Below are 16,300 nucleotides of genomic sequence, written 5' to 3' on the forward strand. Positions count from 1 at the left end.
GCCGCCGCGTTCCCAGCCGCGGCGGCACGGCTTCGGCCGGTGGAGCCCTTACGCCGCCACGCGTCGGGTCCACTGCTGGTTGGTGCCCGATCCGCAGGTCCACTGGATGCCGCCGGCGCCGTCGGACGTCGAGGCGCCGTTGACGTCCAGGCACTTGCCGCTGTGCCGCGCGACGAACCGGACGTAGCCGCCGCCCGCGTCCTGGACCTGCCACTGCTGGTTGCTGCCGCCGCCGCAGGTGTACTGCACGACGGTCGCACCGTCGGACGTCGAGGCGCTGGTGACGTCCAGGCACTTGCCGCTGTGCCGCGCGACGAGCCGCACGTAGCCGGTGCCCAGGTCCTGCACGGTGAAGCGCTGGTTCAGGCCGTTTCCGCAGGTGTACTGGAGGGTCCGGGCGCTGTCCGCGGCGGAGCCGGAGGCCACGTCGAGGCACTTGCCGCTGTGCCGGGCGACCAGCTGCTCGGCGGGCCCGGCGGTGCCCTGCACCACCCCGGTCGCGGTGTCGATGCTGACCGCCGGGGACCAGCTCAGCGACAGGCTGGTGCTCGTCGGGAACTGCAGCGGCAGCCACACGTACTGCGAGTCGTTGACCCGCCCGTTCCACGCCCCGGCCCAGCGGTCGCCGAGGTACAGGTAAGACGTGGTCGTGCTGCCCTGCACCGGCAGGACGTACGCGGTCTGCGAGCCGAACGCCGTGTTGTCGCCGGCGTTCTGCAGCGCGGTCCACGTCCCCGCGACCGAGGTGGCGGTCGCGTACTTCTGCTGGTTCGGCGCCCAGCCGGTCGCGCCGGAGGTGAGCAGGAAGTAGACGCCGTTGCGCTTGAACATCGCGGGCGCCTCGCGCCACGAGCCCTGCCACAGCCGGTGCAGCAGGGTGCCGACCCCGAGGTAGTCGGCGGTCAGCCGGTACACGTGCAGGTCGGCGTTCTCGTTCGCCGCCGAGATCATGTACGCGGTGCCGTCGTCGTCGCGGAACAGGGTGATGTCCCGCGACATGTGCCCGAGCGGGCGGAAGCTGCCCCGGTACGTGTAGGCGCCGTCCACGGTGGACGACGTGGCGACGGCGGCGCGGGCCTCCGAGTAGTCGGTGGCGCTCTCCTTGTGCATCCACATCACGAACTGCCCGGTCGAGCTGTTGTAGATCACCTTGGGGCGTTCGATGTTGGCCGACGCCAGCTCCGCGTGCGACGACTGGGTCAGCACGTTGTTGCGGAACTCCCAGGTCCGCAGGTCGGTGGACCGGTAGACGGCGACGCTGCGGAAGGTGTTGTCGGTGTTGCGGTTCTCGCCGAACCAGTAGTAGTACTGGCCGACCTTGAGCACGCCGCCGCCGTGCGCGTGCACGACGTTGCCGGCGGTGTCGCGGAACTGGCCGCCGCTGGCGACGGTCACGGTGGCGGCCCGGGCGGGCGTCGCCACGCACAGGAGCGCGAGCACGGCAAGCACGAGAAGTCGTCTCATCGGGGGATCGCCGTCCCGTGCCGGCAGCCGGAGCAGCCGACGGCGCTGAGGCCGGTCCACGTGTTGAGGTCGGTGCTGGTCGCCGTCCAGATGCCGCCGTTGGTGTACTTGTCGACGTAGATCCGCCAGGAGCCGTTGTCCAGGCGCACCAGCGACGGGCCCTCGTAGCCGGAGCTCCACAGGTTGCCCTTGTTGACCCACCCCTCGGTGAGGTTCTTTGTCGTAATCCAGTGCTCGATGTATTTCGTGGTCTCGTTCTTCGTGAACGCGTGCCATGTGCTGCCGGACTTCACGACGAACGTGTCGATGTGGTTGGTCCCGAGGCCCCACATCTGCACCGGCCCGCTCCAGGACGTGAGCGCGGTGTTCTGCGCGGTGTACACGTACGGGCGGAAACACGCCGAGCAGGTGGTGGCGGCGACGCTGGCGATGATCCGCACCGTGCTGCCCTCGACGTAGAACTCGGGCGCCCAGGTGAACTTCGTGTCGGCAATGCCGGAGTTGACGGTGGCGACGTTCGTCCACGTCGTGAGGTTGGTGCTGCTGGCGATGGCGAAGTACGTGGAGTTCGTGGTCCACGACTGGACGGTGTAGGCGATGTAGTACTTCCCGTTGTATTTCAGGATGCCCGGGTCGCGCAGGACGCCGGTCGGGCCGCGGAAGTTGGTGTCCGACAGCACGCTGTAGCTGGTGCCGCCGTTGGTGGACTGGTAGAGCCACAGCTCCTCGTCGGCGGCGGCGTCGCCCTTGAAGGTCGCGTAGACGAGCGTGGTGGCCGCGGCCGCGGGAGCCGGCGCCACCAGCACCCCGGCCAGCAGCGCGATGCCGGCGGTAAACCAGCGGATGATGGATTGCATCGTCAGCCTCCCAGGGTCCAGCGCTGGTTGGCGCCGTTGTTGCAGCTGTAGATGGTCACCTGGGTGCCGTCCGCGCTGTTGGACGCCGGGACGTCGAGGCAGCTGCCGGACTTGCCGTTGCGCAGCTGGTTGCCGACGAGGATCCACTGCTGGTTCGCCGCGCCGCTGCACGTGTACGTGATGATCCGGGTGCCGTCGGCGGTCGCCCCGCCGGTCGCGTCGGCGCAGCGGCCGCCGGACTTCAGCGCCCCGCCGTCGAGTGTCCAGCTCTGGCTCGCGCCGCCGGTGCAGGTGGCGATGACGACCTTCGGGCTGGCGGTGCCGTTGGCCGCGGTGTCGAGGCACTTGCCGGCGAGCCCCTTGACGGTGCCGGTCCGCGCGGCGCTGACACCCCAGCTGGCCAGCAGCAGGTGCCGGCCGGAGGAGTTGGTGTTGAGCAGCGTCGTGTTCGGGTAGGTGCCGACGAGCGTCTCCATCGAGTAGGGGTCGGCGTTGCGCAGGCCCGGCCAGTAGACGGTGCCCATCGCGTTCTCCCGAGCGAAGTCCGACGACGCCTGCAGGTAGGTGACGAACGGGTTGGTGCTGCCGGCCGCGTGGTAGTTGGTGCCGTCGGTCATCGGCGCGCCCCACTCGTCCAGGATGGTGCGGCTCGCGTAGGCGCCGACCTCGTTGGCGAGCTGCGCCTTGAACTGGGCGTAGGTGGTGTTGCTGGAGAAGAACTTGTAGAGGTGGACCGACAGCAGCGTGCCGGTGAAGCGGCCGTCGGCGCCGAGCTGCTTGACGTCCTGGTTGTAGCCGGTGCCCGACAGGATGACCCGCCCCCTGGGCACGGACGCGTGGTTGGCGAGCCAGGCGGCGCAGATGGCGCTCCAGTCCGTGAAGCTGTAGCCGTGCGGCTCGTTCATCGGCTCGAAGTAGACGCGGGCGTTGCCGGCGTACTTGCCGACCGCGGTCTGCCACATCGACCAGAACGCGGTCGTGTTGTCGACCTTGCCGTCGCGGGACGAGTCACCTTCCCAGTAGCTGAGGATGACGTTCATCCCGCGCTCGGTGGCGGCGTCGATCGCGCCGGTGTACGAGTTCCACCAGGCGGTCCCGACGCTGGCGGCGTTGACGGGCAGCCGGACGGTGTTGGCGCCCAGGTCGGTGCGGAAGCCGTCGAGGATCCGGCCGGCCTTGGCCTTCGTGGTGGCGTAGCTGTCGGCGGTGGACAGTCCACTGGGGACGACGGCGTCGTCGGTGAAGTTGTCCCGCGGGTCGGCCCAGTTGACGCCGTGGAAGCCCGAGGTCGCCGCGTGGCCGGTGGCGGCCGGCAGCACGGCGGCGACGGTGCTGGCGGCGAGGACGGCGGCGGTGAGGACCAGCCGGCGCCATCGCGGGTGGGGTGCGGACATCGGCACTCCTTGTGGGGTGTGGGAGGGGTTGGCGGCCCCGCCCCTGACGGAAATGGGTGCGTCAGGTCGTGAGGGCGACCCGACTGTTGTGCCAGGCGACGAGCAGGGCGCAGCCGGGCACGGTCGCGAGACCGGCCACGGGCGCCTGGTTGACGGCGGCCGCGGCGGCGGCCAGGACGGTGAGGCTGAGCAGGCTGAGCGGCCACCGGCGCACCGCGACCCACAGCGCCCCGCGGGCGCCGCCGGGATGGTGCAGCGGCAGCATCGCCAGCCAGAGGACCCCGGCGGCGAGCAGCAGCACGGCGAGGACGGCGAGCATCGGCACGAGCAGCGCGCCCGGGTCGGCGTCGTGCAGCGCGACGACGTCGGCGGCGAGGATGCCGAGCCCGGCGACGACCACCGACCAGCGCAGCGCGGCCCTGGCGAAGTGGCGGCGGTAGGACCGCACGAACGGGTCGCCGTGCAGGTGCGCGAACGCGGCCGCCAGGGACGGGCCGAGGCCGAGCGACAGCACGGCGAAGAACACCGGGGAGCGCCAGGGCCGGTCCACCACGGACAGCGCGAGCAGCAGCGGCAGGTTGGTGACGGCCAGGCCCAGGTTCACCACCAGGACCCGGCCGACCCACGCCCAGATCAGCTCCCACGTGTCCGCGGGCGCGTTCAGCCGGGCGAGCATCACTTCATCCCGGTGGTGGCGACGCCCTGCACGAAGTACCGCTGACCGAGCAGGAACACGGCGAGGATCGGCAGGACGGAGATGACGGAGCCGGTCATGATCATGGCGTACTCCGAGTCGTAGACCCCGACGAACGAGCGAAGGCCGATCTGCACGGTCCACAGGTCGTTGCTCGTCAGGTAGATGAACGGGCCCATGTAGTCGTTCCAGGTGTTGACGAACGTGAGCAGCGCGAGGCTGGCGAGGGCCGGCTTGGACAGCGGCAGCGCGACCCGCGCCCAGATGCCGTACTCGGTGAGCCCGTCGAGCCGCGCCGCCTCGATCAGCTCGTCGGGGATGCTGAGGTAGAACTGCCGCATCAGGAAGACACCGAACGCGCCGAACGCCTGCAGCAGGATCAGCGCCGTGCGGGTGTTCACCAGCCCGGCCTTCTCCATGAGGATGTACTGCGGCACCATGTACGCCTGCCACGGCACCGCGATGGTGGCGACGTAGGCGAGGAAGAGCGCGTCCCGGCCGGGGAAGCGCACCTTCGCGAAGCCGTAGGCGGCGAAGCTGCCGGTGAGCACCTGCAGGAAGGTGATGCTGACCGCGAGGATCAGCGAGTTGCCCAGGTACGTGCCGAGCGGGATCTCCTGCCAGATCCGGCCGTAGTTGCCCCACTGGAGCTCCTCGGGGATCCACTGGATCGGCACGGTGAACACCTCGTTGTCGCGCTTCAGCGACGAGACGAGCATCCACAGGAACGGGATCAGCACGGCGGCGCCGAGGCCGGCCAGCAGGGCGTGGAGCGCGACCCGTCTCACCGCTCGCTCCTGCGCTGGAGCCGGAACTGCACGACGGTGACGGTCAGCACGACGACGAACAGCACCATCGCGATCGCCGAGGAGTAGCCGAAGCGGCCCTCGGTGATGCCTTCGCGGAAGATGAGCTGCGACAGCACCAGTGTGGAGCGGCCGGGCCCGCCCTCGGTCATGACCTGCACCAGGTCGAAGACCTTGAAGCTGGCGATGGTGAGCATGATGACCACGAAGAACGTGGTCGGGCGCAGCGCCGGCACCGTGATGTGGCGGAAGCGCTGCCACGGGCCGGCGCCGTCCATCTCGGCCGCCTCGTACAGGTACGCCGGGATCCCCTGCAGCCCGGCCAGGTAGATGATCATGTAGTAGCCCATGTCCCGCCAGACGCTGGTCAGGATCACCGCCGGCATCGCCCAGGTGGTCGACGTCGTCCAGCCCGGCGGGCCGTCGACGCCGACCGCCCGCAGCAGCTGGTTCACCGGCCCGAACTCGGGGCTGAACAGCATGTTCCAGACGACCGCCACGGCGACCAGCGACGTGATGTAGGGGAAGAAGAGCGCGGTGCGGAAGAACCGCACCCCGCGCAGCTTCCGGTTGAGCAGGACCGCGAACCCCAGCGACGCGGCCAGGGTGAGCGGGATGTGGCCGGCCGCGTAATACGTGGTGTTGGTCAGCGCGGTCCAGAACGTGTCGCTGCCGGCCATGCGGCGGAAGTTGTCCAGCCCGGCCCACTCGGGGTCGGAGTAGGAGTCCCACCGCATGAACGACAGCGCGAGGGCGATCACCACCGGCACCAGCGTGAGCGCGGCGAACCCGAGGAAGTTGGGCAGGATGAACGCCCAGCCGATGAGCGTCCGGCTGCGGCGCCTCGCGGCGTGGGTCGTCATGCTCAGTGGACCTCGGACTTGACCCGCTTGCCCATCTCGGCGATGCCGGCGCTCACCGTCTTGCTGCCGGTCATGATGAGCTGGTGCTCCTCGGTGAGGATGGCGTCGACGTCGGAGGACTTGTCGCTGACCGGCATCTCCAGCACCACCTTGTCGGGCTGGAACGCCTTCTTGGCGAGGGCGTCGCCCGGCATGCCGGCGACCGCGAAGTACGCGTCGGTGATGGCGGCGCTGTGGTAGGCCGGGGTGACGCCGATCTTCGCGATCGTGGCCGCGCCCTTCTCCCCCGACGCCCACAGCACGAACCGCTTCGCCGCGTCCGCGTGCTTGGCCTTCTTGTTGACGGCGAACGCGGTCGGCGAGCCGAAGGTGGTCACCGTGCCGCCGCCCACCTGCGGCAGCGGCGCGATGCCCCAGTCCACATCGGACTTCTTGTCGGCCTTGGCCTGCAGCAGCGCCGCCGCGTACCAGGTGCCCATCGGCAGCATCGCGGCCTTGCCAGTGGAGAACATCGTGTTGTAGGAGACCTTCTGCGTGGAGGCGGTGCCCCACGGCAGGGTCGCCCCGGCCATCTGGAGGTCCAGCGCCATCGTGTACTGCGCGCTCATGAAGCCGTAGTCGCCGCCGAGCAGGTCGCCACCGGTCTGCGCGGCCGCGACGGCCTGCACCACGGAGCGCCACACGTGCTGGTAGGTGCCGTAGACCTTGTCGGCGCCGCTGCCGGTCGTGGACGCCTTCGCCAGCTGCGCGTAGTCCTGCCAGGTCAGCTTCGACAGGTCCGCGTCCTTCACCAGCTTCTTGTTGTAGTACAGGACCCAGAAGTCCGAGCGGTAGGGCAGCGCGAAGTACTTCCCGTCGAGGTTGAACGGCTCCAGGCCCAGGTAGGCGCTCTTGTCGAGCTTGTTCGCCTCGTCGGTCAGCGGGGCGAGCTGGCCGCGGGTGCCGTAGCGGGCGTAGTCGGTGACGTTCTTCATCGTGATGACGTCGGTGGTGTCGCCGCCGGCCAGCATGGTCGTGACCTTCTTGGCGTAGTCGTCGGCGAGGATGTCGACCGGCTGCACGTCGATGTCCGGGTGCTCGGCCTCGAAGCCTTCGACGAGCGCCTTGAACTCCGGGGTGCTGGCGTAGTTCCACAGCGACACGGTCAGCACGGTCTTGCCGCCGGCCGCGCCGGGGTCGTCGCCGTTGCCACATCCGGTGAGCGTCAACGCGAGGGCGACTGCGGCGGCTATACCGAACCGGGAGCGGTGCATGGCGGTCTCCTTTGATGGGGGGTGTGGTCAGGCGTTGAGGGCGAACGCCTGCGGGGTGATCTCGGCGCGCAGCGGCTCGCCCGCGATCCAGCGGGCGAGCTCGTCGAGGGTGTGGTCGGTCAGGCGGAGGATCTCGGTGCCGAGCGAGCCGGCCAGGTGCGGGGTGATCAGGACGTTCGGCGTCGAACGGAGCGGGTCGCCGGGCGGCAGCGGCTCGGGCTCGGTGACGTCGAGGATCGCGAAGAGCCGCCCGGACCGGCACTCGGCGGCGAGGGCCGCGGAGTCGATGAGGCTGCCCCGCGCGGTGTTGACGACCGTGGCGTGGTCGGGCAGGAGCGCCAGCTCGGCCGCGCCGATCATGTGGTGGGTGCTGGGCAGCGCCGGCGCGTGCAGCGTCAGGGTCTCGCTGCGGGCCAGCAGCTCCGGCAGGTCGACCAGGACGCCGCCGGCCGCGGCGACCTCGGCCGGGTCGGCGTGCGGGTCGGCGACGAGGCACACCGTGGCGTCGAGCCGGTCGAGCAGGCCGACGACCCGCCGCCCGATCCGGGAGAAGCCGACGACGCCGACGGTGCGCCGGTAGTTGGACAGGTTGCCGTAGCCGCCGAGGTGGCTCCAGCCCCGGTAGGCCGCCTCGGGGTCGGCGGCGATGAACGGCACCTTCTTGCCGGCGAAGATGATCGCGGCGAGGGTGTATTCGGCGACCGGGATCGCGTTGGCGTCCGCGGCGCTCGTCATGCGGATGCCGCGCCGCCACACCTCGCTCGTGACGAGGGGCCGGACGCTGCCCGCGGCGTGGAACACCGCCCGCAGCGCCGGCGCGTCCCGCAGCCGCTCGGCGGTGAGCGCCGGGGCTCCCCACGACGTCAGCAGCACGTCGGCGCCCCGGAGGCGGCGGCGGGCGGCCGGCGAGTCGAGCTCGTGCAGGCACACCGGGCCGCCGTCGACGCCGCCGTCACCGAGGTCGGCGAGCGCGGCCAGCCGGGCGGTGCGTGCGTCGTCGAAGTGGGCCCGGAACGACTCCGGGTTCATCACCACCAACGCCTTCGGCTTCGGCAACGCGGCTCCTGTTGTTTCCGTTGAGATTCGTGTAGGAACAGGGATAGCCGCGTTCGAACATGTCCGGAAGAGCCCGATCTCGTTCGATCCGAAACGAACAGAGTCGAACAACCAGGAGCGCGGATGTTCAACGTGCAGCGCCAGGAACGGCTCATGGACGAGCTGCGCCGGCTCGGCGCCGTGCGGGTCAAGGACCTCGCGCCGGTGCTCGGGGTCAGCGAGCTGACCGTGCGCCGCGACATCGCCGCGCTCGCCGAGCGCAACCTGCTGACGAAGGTCCACGGCGGCGCCACCCTGCCGACCCAGCTGCTGCCGTCGCCGCGCCGCCCCCGGCCGCCGAAGACCCGGTTCACGGTCGGCATGGTGGTGCCGTCGCTGGACTACTACTGGCCCCCGATCGTCACCGGCGCCCGCGCCGCCGCGGCCGCCCTGGGCGTGCACATCCAGCTGCGCGGCTCCAGCTACGACCCGGAGGAGGACCGCCGCCAGATCGGCCGGCTCGTCGACGCCCAGCAGGTGCAGGGCCTGCTGCTCGCCCCGAGCCTCGACGGCGGCGGGGTGGCGGAGATGGTCGACTGGATCAGCGGGCTGCCGGTGCCGACGATCCTCGTCGAGCGGCAGGCGCCGCGCTGGACGCCGACGCGCCGGCAGCTGGAGTGGGTCCGTAGCGACCACTCGCTCGGCCTGGAGATGGCGGTGCGGCACCTGCATCAGCACGGCCACCGCCGGATCGGCCTCGTGCTGTCGCGGGGGTCACCGACGTCGGCGCACCTCGCCGTCGGCTGGGGCCTCGCCTGCGCGGACCTCGGCATCCCCGACGACCTGGTGGTGCGGGAGTCGGTGGGCCTGGACGTGCCGGGCCACCGCGACATCATCGCCGGGATCATGCGCCGCTGCCGGGAGTCGGGCACGACGGCGCTGATCGTGCACGGCGACCCCGACGCGATCTCGATCGCGCAGTTCTGCATCGAGCTGGGGCTGTCCATTCCCGACGACCTCGCGCTGGTGTCCTACGACGATGAGGTGGCCCACCTGGCCGAGCCGGCGATGACGGCGGTGCGGCCGCCGAAGGGGCACGTCGGCCGGGTCGCGGTCGAGCTGATGGTGGCCCGGCTGACGGAGCCGCGCCGGCCGGTGCAGCGCGTCCTCGTCACCCCGGAGCTGGTCATCCGGGACTCCTCCGTGCCACGGCAGGGAGGGTGACCGTCGCCGTGGAGCCGTCCGGCCAGTGGACCGTGACCGTCCCCGCGGCGGCGGTCACGGTCGGCAGCCCGCCCGACGGGGCCCGGCTGAGCCGCACGGCGACCGCGTAGACCCGCCCTGCGCGCGGGGGCTCGGCGGCCCGCAGCACCGGCACCCGCACCTCGTCGCCGAGCGGTGACGCGACGGTGCGCTCCGACAGCGCCGCCCCCTCGAACCCGTGCAGCGGCACGAGCAGCGACGTGAGCCCGCGGGTGATGGGCCAGCCGCTGAACTCGAGCACCGTGCCGGGGGCCGGCTCCTCGTCGTCGACCTCGTCGTCGATCCTGGCGACCCGCACCTCGACGGCGCCGCGGATCAGCGACGCCATCGTCATGTGCGGACCCCACGTGACGGTGCCGGTGCGGCCGGAGCCGTGGTCGGGTGCCGCCGTGTCGGGCGTGCCGACCCAGTGCAGCCGGGCGACGCTGACCGCGCCGTCCGTGGTGCACCCGACGGTCCGGAACCCGCTGCGGTGGCTGGGCTCGCCGTCGCGGACCAGCGCGATCGCGTTGTCGTCGCCGGCCGGGAACGTCGCGGTGGAGTAGCCGAGCCGCGCGTACAGCGGCGCGTCGGTGCCGCCGTCGCCCTCCAGGGCGTGGTCGGTGCCGTGGTTGGCGACGCGGACCACGCCGTCGGCGCGGGTGCCCGCGGCGAGCCAGCCCGGCGGGCCGATCGCCCGCGTGAAGTCGGACCGCTCGACCGGCAGCGGCTCCTCGACGTCCGTCCACACGGGATGGTCCGCCGGCAGCAGCAGGCCGAGCATGCCTTTCACCGCCCAGTACGGCGAGCCGGGCCCCGAGTAGGACTGCGCCATCGCCGGCCACTCCCGGTGCCAGCCGAGCGTCAGCAGCCCGCGCCGGCCGGGCACGCCGTGCTGGTGGAAGTGGCGGAGGATGCCGCTGCACGCCCGCCGGGTGGCGCCCGGGGACAGCGGCGTCGCGCCGGTGACGGCGCCCATCCAGAACGGCGCCGCGGCGCCGAACCGGTAGATGAGGCTGCGGCCCTGCAGCAGCGGGGAGCCGTCGGCGCCGACGAGGTGCACGGCGTCGCCGAGGAACCGCCGCAACCGCTCGCGCCACGCCTGCCGCAGGTGCTCCGGGCACAGGTCGCCGGCGAGGTCCGCCCACAGCAGCGGGAACGTGTGCAGCGCCCACCCGTTGTAGTGGTCGTAGGAGCGTTCGGGGCCGTCGGCGTACCAGCCGTCGCCGCGGTACAGCGACTCGTGCGCCGCCAGTCCACTGTGGATGTCCGCCTCGGACCAGTCGCCGCCGGCCCCGCGGAGGAACGCCTCGACGGTGAGCTGGAACCAGACCCAGTTGATCGGCGGGTACGCCTGGCCGACGACGGTGCCGAGCCAGCCGGCGATCCGCTCCCGGCCGGCGTCGTCGAGGCGGTCCCAGATCCAGGGCCGGCTCAGGTGCAGCCCGAGCGCGATCGAGGCGGCCTCGACCTTCGCCTGGTCGAGGCGGTCCGGCCGCGGCCACACGTCCGGGCCGGCGCGCAGCCCGTCGGCGTACCAGCCGGCGAGCCCGTCCGGGTCGGCGCCGCCCTCGCCGCGCAGCCGGATCGCGGCGAGCAGGAAGGTGCGGGCGAACCCTTCGAGCGCGTCGCTGTCCCGCCCGTACCTGCTGGTGCGGCCCGGCAGGTCGATCCGCGCGTGGTCGGGCGACGCGTACGGGCGCACCGCGGCGAGCAGGCGGTCGGCGGCGGCCGTCCAGTGTTCGCGGGTGTAGCCGGTGTACGGGGAGCGCTCGGCAGCGTCCATCAGGGGTCTCCACTGGTGACGGTCAGTTCGAAGGTGGCGGTGGCGGCGATGACGAGGCGGTGGACGGCGCCGCCCCACACGCCGCGCAGGAGCGGGTCGTCGACCGGGTGCCGCTCCAGGTGGCCGGCGCCGAGGGCGGGGTTCCACGACAGGCGTACGGGCGAGCGGAACCGCATGACGAGCTCGCCCGCGCGGTGCGTCACGGGCTCGCCGGACAGGACGTGGTGCAGCACGGCCGGCACCGCGGGGTCCCAGTCGTCAGACACGACGACGGCGCCGCGCGCCCGGTCGAGGCGCGCCGTGCGCCGCCACGACCGGCAGCCGGCCTCCGGCGGGTAGGCGCGGCTCAGGTCCAGGTGCAGCGCGTCGCCGTCGGCGCGGACGTCCGTGGCCCGGAACGCGCGGCCGGGCTCCTGACCGGCGCCGCCGATCACCGGGAGGTTGTGCCACTCGCTGCGGGTCACCCACTGCTCGTAGCGGCGCTCCGTGAAGGAGATCGCGGTGTACGTCGGCTGCCCGAGGTCGATGACGGCCGGCACACCGCCGACGGCGACGACATAGGAGCCGGCGTCGTTGTGGTTGTGGTTCTCGTCGTTGTGGCCGCCCTTGACGGCGAGCGCGATCCCGGGCGCGCGGCAGACGAGCAGCTGCACGTCCGGCAGCCAGGACCGCTCGGGCAGCGGCGCGGGCGCGGGGACGGCCGCCCGCCAGGCGGGGTCGTGCAGCTCGACCAGCGCCCGGCCGAGCCCGGCGCCGCCCGGCCGGCCCTTGCGTGAGACCGCGTAGGCGACCACGTCGGCCGCGCCGCAGGCGGCGCCCCAGCGGTGCAGCACGTGCCACGGCTGCGCCGGATCGGGGCGGGCGGGGCCGTCGCCGACGTTGACCGCCCATCCGCCGCCGAGGTCGGTGTGCCGCGGGTACCGCGACATCTCCGCCAGCGGAGGGATCGTCCACGGGGCGAGGACGCCGCCGGTGGACCAGTCGAGCAGCTGCAGCGCCTCGGCGAGCCGGGCCGGCCCGTTCCACCAGTACCCGTACCCCTCGTCACACCCGCCGTCCGCGGGCTGGGCGGCCAGGTACCGGTCGAGGCCGTCCACGACCAGGTCCACCACCGCCGGGTCGGGGTCCAGGAACAGCGTGGCGGCGAGGACGTGGCCGTGGATCCACGGGTTCCAGTTGTGCTGGTGCCCGTCGAGGCCGAGCCAGTGCCAGTCCCGCACCTCGCGGAACGGCCGCAGGACCCGCCGCCGCACCTCCCACCTGACGCGTTCCCGCAGTCCGGGCACGCGCCGGTCGAGCGCGGGCGCGAGGACGAGGTCGGCCCACGCGAGCAGCCCGGCGGTCTCGGCGGCGCCGAGGTCGAGGTGCGGGCGGTCCGGGTCCGGCACCACGTGCCCGCGCTCGGCGGCGAAGGTCTCGTGTGCGGCCCAGCACCAGGTGCTCTGCTCGCACAGCAGCTGCAGCCCGTCCGCGGCGGCGTCCAGGTCGCGGAGGTCGCCGGTGACCGCGGCGGCGAGGACGGCCGTCGCGGCACGGTCGCGCAGCGCGGCGGCCGGGCCCTCGTAGCCGGTGCGGTTGCCGTCCCGCCAGTACCGCCCGTACTGCGACAGCAGCGGCTGCGGCCACGGCGCGTCGTGGTCGACCGTCGGTGCGGGCAGCCCCGCCCATGCCTCCCGCACGTCGGCGGAAGGTACGGGTATCCGGTCGCGGGCGTCGCTCACGGCGCGCGCCCGTACCCCTGCCGGCAGCCCGTCCCACCGCTCGCGGAGACTCATGCGCCGGCCAGGTCGCGCAGGGTCGCGGCCTCGGTGGCGACCACGGCCGGGTCGTCGCCGGGGACGAACTCGAGCAGCGCGTCGAGGTCGCGGTCGCGTTCACAGCCGCGCAGCAGCGTGAAAGTCTCACGCCACAGCCGCTCGCGGGCGGTCAGCGGGAGCCGTTCGGTGCGCGGCCACCACGAGAAGACGTGCACCGCCGCGAGATGGTCCAGCACCGCCGCGAGCCCGGCGAGCGCCTCGGCATCCGGGGCGCCGACCGGCGGCTGCCAGTACGTGGCGGCGCCGGGGACCTCGCCGAGCAGGTCGAGCGTCGAGGCGACCGTGTCGGTGAGCGTGTCCCCGTGGAACTCGAACGCCACCAGGATCCCCGCGTCGGCGGCGCGCTCGACGGCGGCCCGGGCGCCCGCGACGACCGCCCGGCGCTCGTCGGCGGAGACCCCTGCCGACCCCGCCGCGCCGGCCCAGATCCGCACCCGCGGCGCGCCGAGAGCGACCGCCGCCGCCAGTACAGTGGCGAAATCCGCGACGTCGTCGACGCCGGCCCGGAAGTAGGAGCCGTATGCGGCGACCGCCACGCCCAGGTCGAGCCCGCGCTGCCGCAGCGCCACGGCGGCCCGCGGGTCGCCGGGCGGGACGTGCCGGTCCGCGCCCCACTCGATGCACGCCAGCCCGGCCGCCGCGGCCAGGTCGAGCACCGCGCCCGCCGGCAGGCGCCGCAATGTGACCGAGCACATCCCGGTCTGCAACGTCATGAGGCCTCCTTCCGCGGCGGACGAATGTTATCGCTCACATGGCGATCCCGCAGCTGCCGGCAGGTGGTGAGCGCCTGATGCAGCGCGCCCTCGACCGCGGCCAGGTCGTGGCGCTCGGCCGCCCGCCGGGCCTGCACCAGGCAGGCAACCAGGACGCGTTCCTGACCCGACGGCCCGGCCGGGGGCGGGGCCGTCCTGGTCGCGCCGCCCCGGATGCGGGTCAGCGCACCCTCGGCGGCGAGCACCGACAGGTCCCGGTTCGCGGTGGCGAGCGACGCGCCGGTCGCCGCCCGGACCTCGGTGACGGTGACGAACTCCCGCGCCGCGAGCAGCGCCAGGATCCGCCGGTGCCGCACCGCGGCGAGCACCTCCGTGCTCATGTGCCCCCCGTCCGCACGACGTGGATCCCGTGCGGCTCCAGGGTCGAGGCCACCCCGGTGACGGCGCTGATGTCGACGGGCGCGCCGGTCCGGTTGATGAGGAACCAGTGCCCGCCCCGGACCGCGAGCTCCACGCGCCCGCGCAGCGGCTCCGGCAGCTCGCTGGTGACGCCGGCCCGCCCTGCCAGGTCGGCGAGGACCGGGGCCAGGCCCGCCGGACCGAGGCGGGTTGACACGTAGGCGGCGGAGCCCGCGCCGGCCTGCCGCCAAGTGACCGCCGCCCGGCCCGCCTGGTCGCCCGTCTTGTACCAGGCGAGCACCTCCGTCGCCGGGTCGGTCACGTCGATCCGGTCGGTCCACAGCGTGCCGGTCGTGCCGTTGTCGAGCTCGACGCGCTGCTCGTCGAGCAGCGGCGCGAACTCCTCGATGCGGATGCCGAGCAGGTCCCGCAGCGCGCCCGGGTAGCCGCCGAGCCACACCCGGTCGTGCTCGTCGACGATGCCGGAGAAGTACGTGGTGACGAGGTGCCCGCCGCCGGCGACGTACCCGCGCAGCCGCGCGGCGAGCCCGGCGGGGACGACGTGCAGGATCGGCGCGACCAGCAGGTCGTAGCGTTCCAGCGGCGCGCCGGTCGGCACGACGTCGGCGCGGATGCCGAGGTCCAGCAGCGCCGTGTACCAGTCGAGCGCCTCCTGCCGGTAGCGGAGCCGGTCGGTGGGGTGCGAGTCGAGCTCCGCCGCCCACCACGACTCCCAGTCGAAGACGACGGCGGCGCGGGCCGGGATGCGGCGGCGACCGGCGACCCCGTCGAGCGCGCGCAGCCGGGCGCCGAGGTCGACGACGGCGCGGAAGACGGCGCTGTCCTCGCCGGCGTGCGGCACCATCGCCGAGTGGTACTTCTCGGCGCCCGCCGCCGACTGCCGCCACTGGAAGAAGCAGACGGCGTCGGCGCCGTGCGCGACGTGCGTAAGGGAGTCGCGGGCCAGCTCGCCGGGGGCCTTCGCGACGTTGACCGGCTGCCAGTTCACCGCGCTGGTCGAGTGTTCCATGAGGTACCACGCCCGCCCGCCGGCCAGGTTGCCGGTGAGGTTCGCGGAGAACGACAGCTCGTCGCGGGACTGCGGGCCGGGCAGCGTGTAGTGGTCGTTGGCGACGAAGTCGACCTCGGCCGCCCAGTCGGCGTAGTTCATGCCCTTGGTCTCGCCCATGAGCAGGAAGTTGGTGGTGACCGGCACCTCGGGGGTCAGCTCGCGCAGCACCGCCCGCTCGGCCCGCAGGTGCTCCTTGAGCGCGTCGGAGGAGAAGCGCTTGAAGTCCAGCTGCTGCGCGGGGTTCGGGTGCGACGTCACGAGCCGCGGCGGGATGATCTGCCCCCAGTCGCTGTAGCCCTGCGACCAGAACGTGGTCGCCCAGGCCTCGTTCAGCGCTTCCAGGGTGGTGTACCGGTCGCGCAGCCACCGCCGGAACGCCGCCGCCGCGTCGTCGGAGTAGTCGTAGACGTTGTGGCAGCCGAGCTCGTTGTTGACGTGCCACGCCGCGAGCGCCGGGTGCCCGCCGTAGCGGGTGGCGAGGGCGCGGGTCAGCCGCAGCGCGTGCTCCCGGAAGACCGGTGACGTGGGCCGCCAGTGCTGCCGCGCCCCGGGCCAGACGGTGCGCCCCTCGCGGTCCACCGGCAGGATCTGCGGGTGCAGGGTGGTCAGCCACGGCGGCGGGGAGGCCGTCGCCGTGGCCAGATCGACCGCAATGCCGTTGCTGTGCAACAGGTCCATGGCCTCGTCGAGCCAGGCGAAGTCCCACGTGTCCTCGTCCGGCTGGATCCTGGCCCAGGAGAAGATGGCGAGGGACACGATGTTCACCCCGGCGGCGCGCATCGCGCGCATGTCCTCGTCCCACACGTGCCGGGGCCACTGCTCGGGGTTGTAGTCGGCCCCGAACCCGAGGCGGGCCCGGGCGGGATCCGTCGGCCAGCGCAGCCAGTCGTTGTGCACGGCAACTC

At 72.8% G+C, this 16,300-nt stretch carries 14 protein-coding genes; 1 reads left to right on the forward strand and 13 read right to left on the reverse strand.

Going from position 1 to position 16,300, the window contains the following annotated elements; genetic code table 11:
* Positions 1-48 precede the first annotated feature (48 nt).
* The 8 genes from ABZ321_RS51135 to ABZ321_RS51170 all read right to left on the reverse strand — a co-directional run bounded on the left by ABZ321_RS51135 (position 49) and on the right by ABZ321_RS51170 (position 8,387).
* On the reverse strand, positions 49-1,464 hold the full coding sequence (locus tag ABZ321_RS51135) for an RICIN domain-containing protein (RefSeq protein ID WP_354903685.1): 1,416 nt from the start codon (positions 1,462-1,464) through the stop codon (positions 49-51).
* Entirely contained in the window at positions 1,461-2,321 is an 861-nt protein-coding gene (locus ABZ321_RS51140) for a family 43 glycosylhydrolase (RefSeq protein ID WP_354903686.1), read from the reverse strand. The genes ABZ321_RS51135 and ABZ321_RS51140 overlap by 4 nt, the downstream gene beginning before the upstream one ends.
* Before the next feature lie 2 nt (positions 2,322-2,323).
* The gene (locus ABZ321_RS51145) at positions 2,324-3,715 is read right to left on the reverse strand and encodes a ricin-type beta-trefoil lectin domain protein (RefSeq protein ID WP_354903688.1); all 1,392 of its coding nucleotides are present in this window, start codon (positions 3,713-3,715) and stop codon (positions 2,324-2,326) included.
* A 61-nt stretch (positions 3,716-3,776) separates the two neighbouring features.
* Positions 3,777-4,391 carry a hypothetical protein gene (locus tag ABZ321_RS51150; RefSeq protein WP_354903690.1) on the reverse strand — a complete coding sequence of 205 codons (615 nt, stop codon included), beginning with the start codon at positions 4,389-4,391 and terminating at the stop codon, positions 3,777-3,779.
* The gene (locus tag ABZ321_RS51155) at positions 4,391-5,197 is read right to left on the reverse strand and encodes a carbohydrate ABC transporter permease (protein ID WP_354903691.1); all 807 of its coding nucleotides are present in this window, start codon (positions 5,195-5,197) and stop codon (positions 4,391-4,393) included. The genes ABZ321_RS51150 and ABZ321_RS51155 overlap by 1 nt, the downstream gene beginning before the upstream one ends.
* Complete coding sequence (locus ABZ321_RS51160; protein ID WP_354903692.1) at positions 5,194-6,078, reverse strand: sugar ABC transporter permease; 885 nt, start codon at positions 6,076-6,078, stop codon at positions 5,194-5,196. Before ABZ321_RS51160 ends, ABZ321_RS51155 begins: the two co-directional genes overlap by 4 nt.
* 2 nt (positions 6,079-6,080) lie before the next feature.
* Complete coding sequence (locus ABZ321_RS51165; protein ID WP_354903694.1) at positions 6,081-7,331, reverse strand: extracellular solute-binding protein; 1,251 nt, start codon at positions 7,329-7,331, stop codon at positions 6,081-6,083.
* 27 nt (positions 7,332-7,358) lie between these two features.
* The gene (locus ABZ321_RS51170) at positions 7,359-8,387 is read right to left on the reverse strand and encodes a hydroxyacid dehydrogenase (RefSeq protein WP_354903695.1); all 1,029 of its coding nucleotides are present in this window, start codon (positions 8,385-8,387) and stop codon (positions 7,359-7,361) included.
* A 123-nt stretch (positions 8,388-8,510) separates the two neighbouring features.
* On the opposite strand from ABZ321_RS51170, the gene ABZ321_RS51175 reads away from it, so the two are divergent.
* A complete protein-coding gene (locus ABZ321_RS51175) occupies positions 8,511-9,590 on the forward strand; it encodes a substrate-binding domain-containing protein (RefSeq protein ID WP_354903697.1) in 1,080 nt (359 codons plus the stop codon).
* On the opposite strand, the gene ABZ321_RS51180 is transcribed toward ABZ321_RS51175, so the two are convergent.
* From ABZ321_RS51180 to ABZ321_RS51200, 5 genes are read right to left on the reverse strand one after another with little or no spacing between them, the layout of a single operon-like run.
* Positions 9,553-11,394 (reverse strand): DUF2264 domain-containing protein, encoded by a 1,842-nt coding sequence (locus ABZ321_RS51180; protein WP_354903699.1) that lies wholly within the window; start codon positions 11,392-11,394, stop codon positions 9,553-9,555. The genes ABZ321_RS51175 and ABZ321_RS51180 overlap by 38 nt on opposite strands.
* Positions 11,394-13,169 (reverse strand): heparinase II/III family protein, encoded by a 1,776-nt coding sequence (locus ABZ321_RS51185; protein WP_354903701.1) that lies wholly within the window; start codon positions 13,167-13,169, stop codon positions 11,394-11,396. Before ABZ321_RS51185 ends, ABZ321_RS51180 begins: the two co-directional genes overlap by 1 nt.
* The gene (locus ABZ321_RS51190; RefSeq protein ID WP_354903702.1) at positions 13,166-13,924 is read right to left on the reverse strand and encodes a TIM barrel protein; all 759 of its coding nucleotides are present in this window, start codon (positions 13,922-13,924) and stop codon (positions 13,166-13,168) included. The genes ABZ321_RS51185 and ABZ321_RS51190 overlap by 4 nt, the downstream gene beginning before the upstream one ends.
* Positions 13,921-14,304, reverse strand: coding sequence for a DeoR family transcriptional regulator (locus ABZ321_RS51195; RefSeq protein ID WP_354903704.1), 384 nt, complete (start codon positions 14,302-14,304; stop codon positions 13,921-13,923). The genes ABZ321_RS51190 and ABZ321_RS51195 overlap by 4 nt, the downstream gene beginning before the upstream one ends.
* Entirely contained in the window at positions 14,301-16,292 is a 1,992-nt protein-coding gene (locus tag ABZ321_RS51200; RefSeq protein ID WP_354903705.1) for a beta-galactosidase, read from the reverse strand. The genes ABZ321_RS51195 and ABZ321_RS51200 overlap by 4 nt, the downstream gene beginning before the upstream one ends.
* Positions 16,293-16,300: the final 8 nt, after the last annotated feature.

The organism is Dactylosporangium sp. NPDC006015 (genome assembly GCF_040614215.1).
Lineage (GTDB): Bacteria > Actinomycetota > Actinomycetes > Mycobacteriales > Micromonosporaceae > Dactylosporangium > Dactylosporangium maewongense.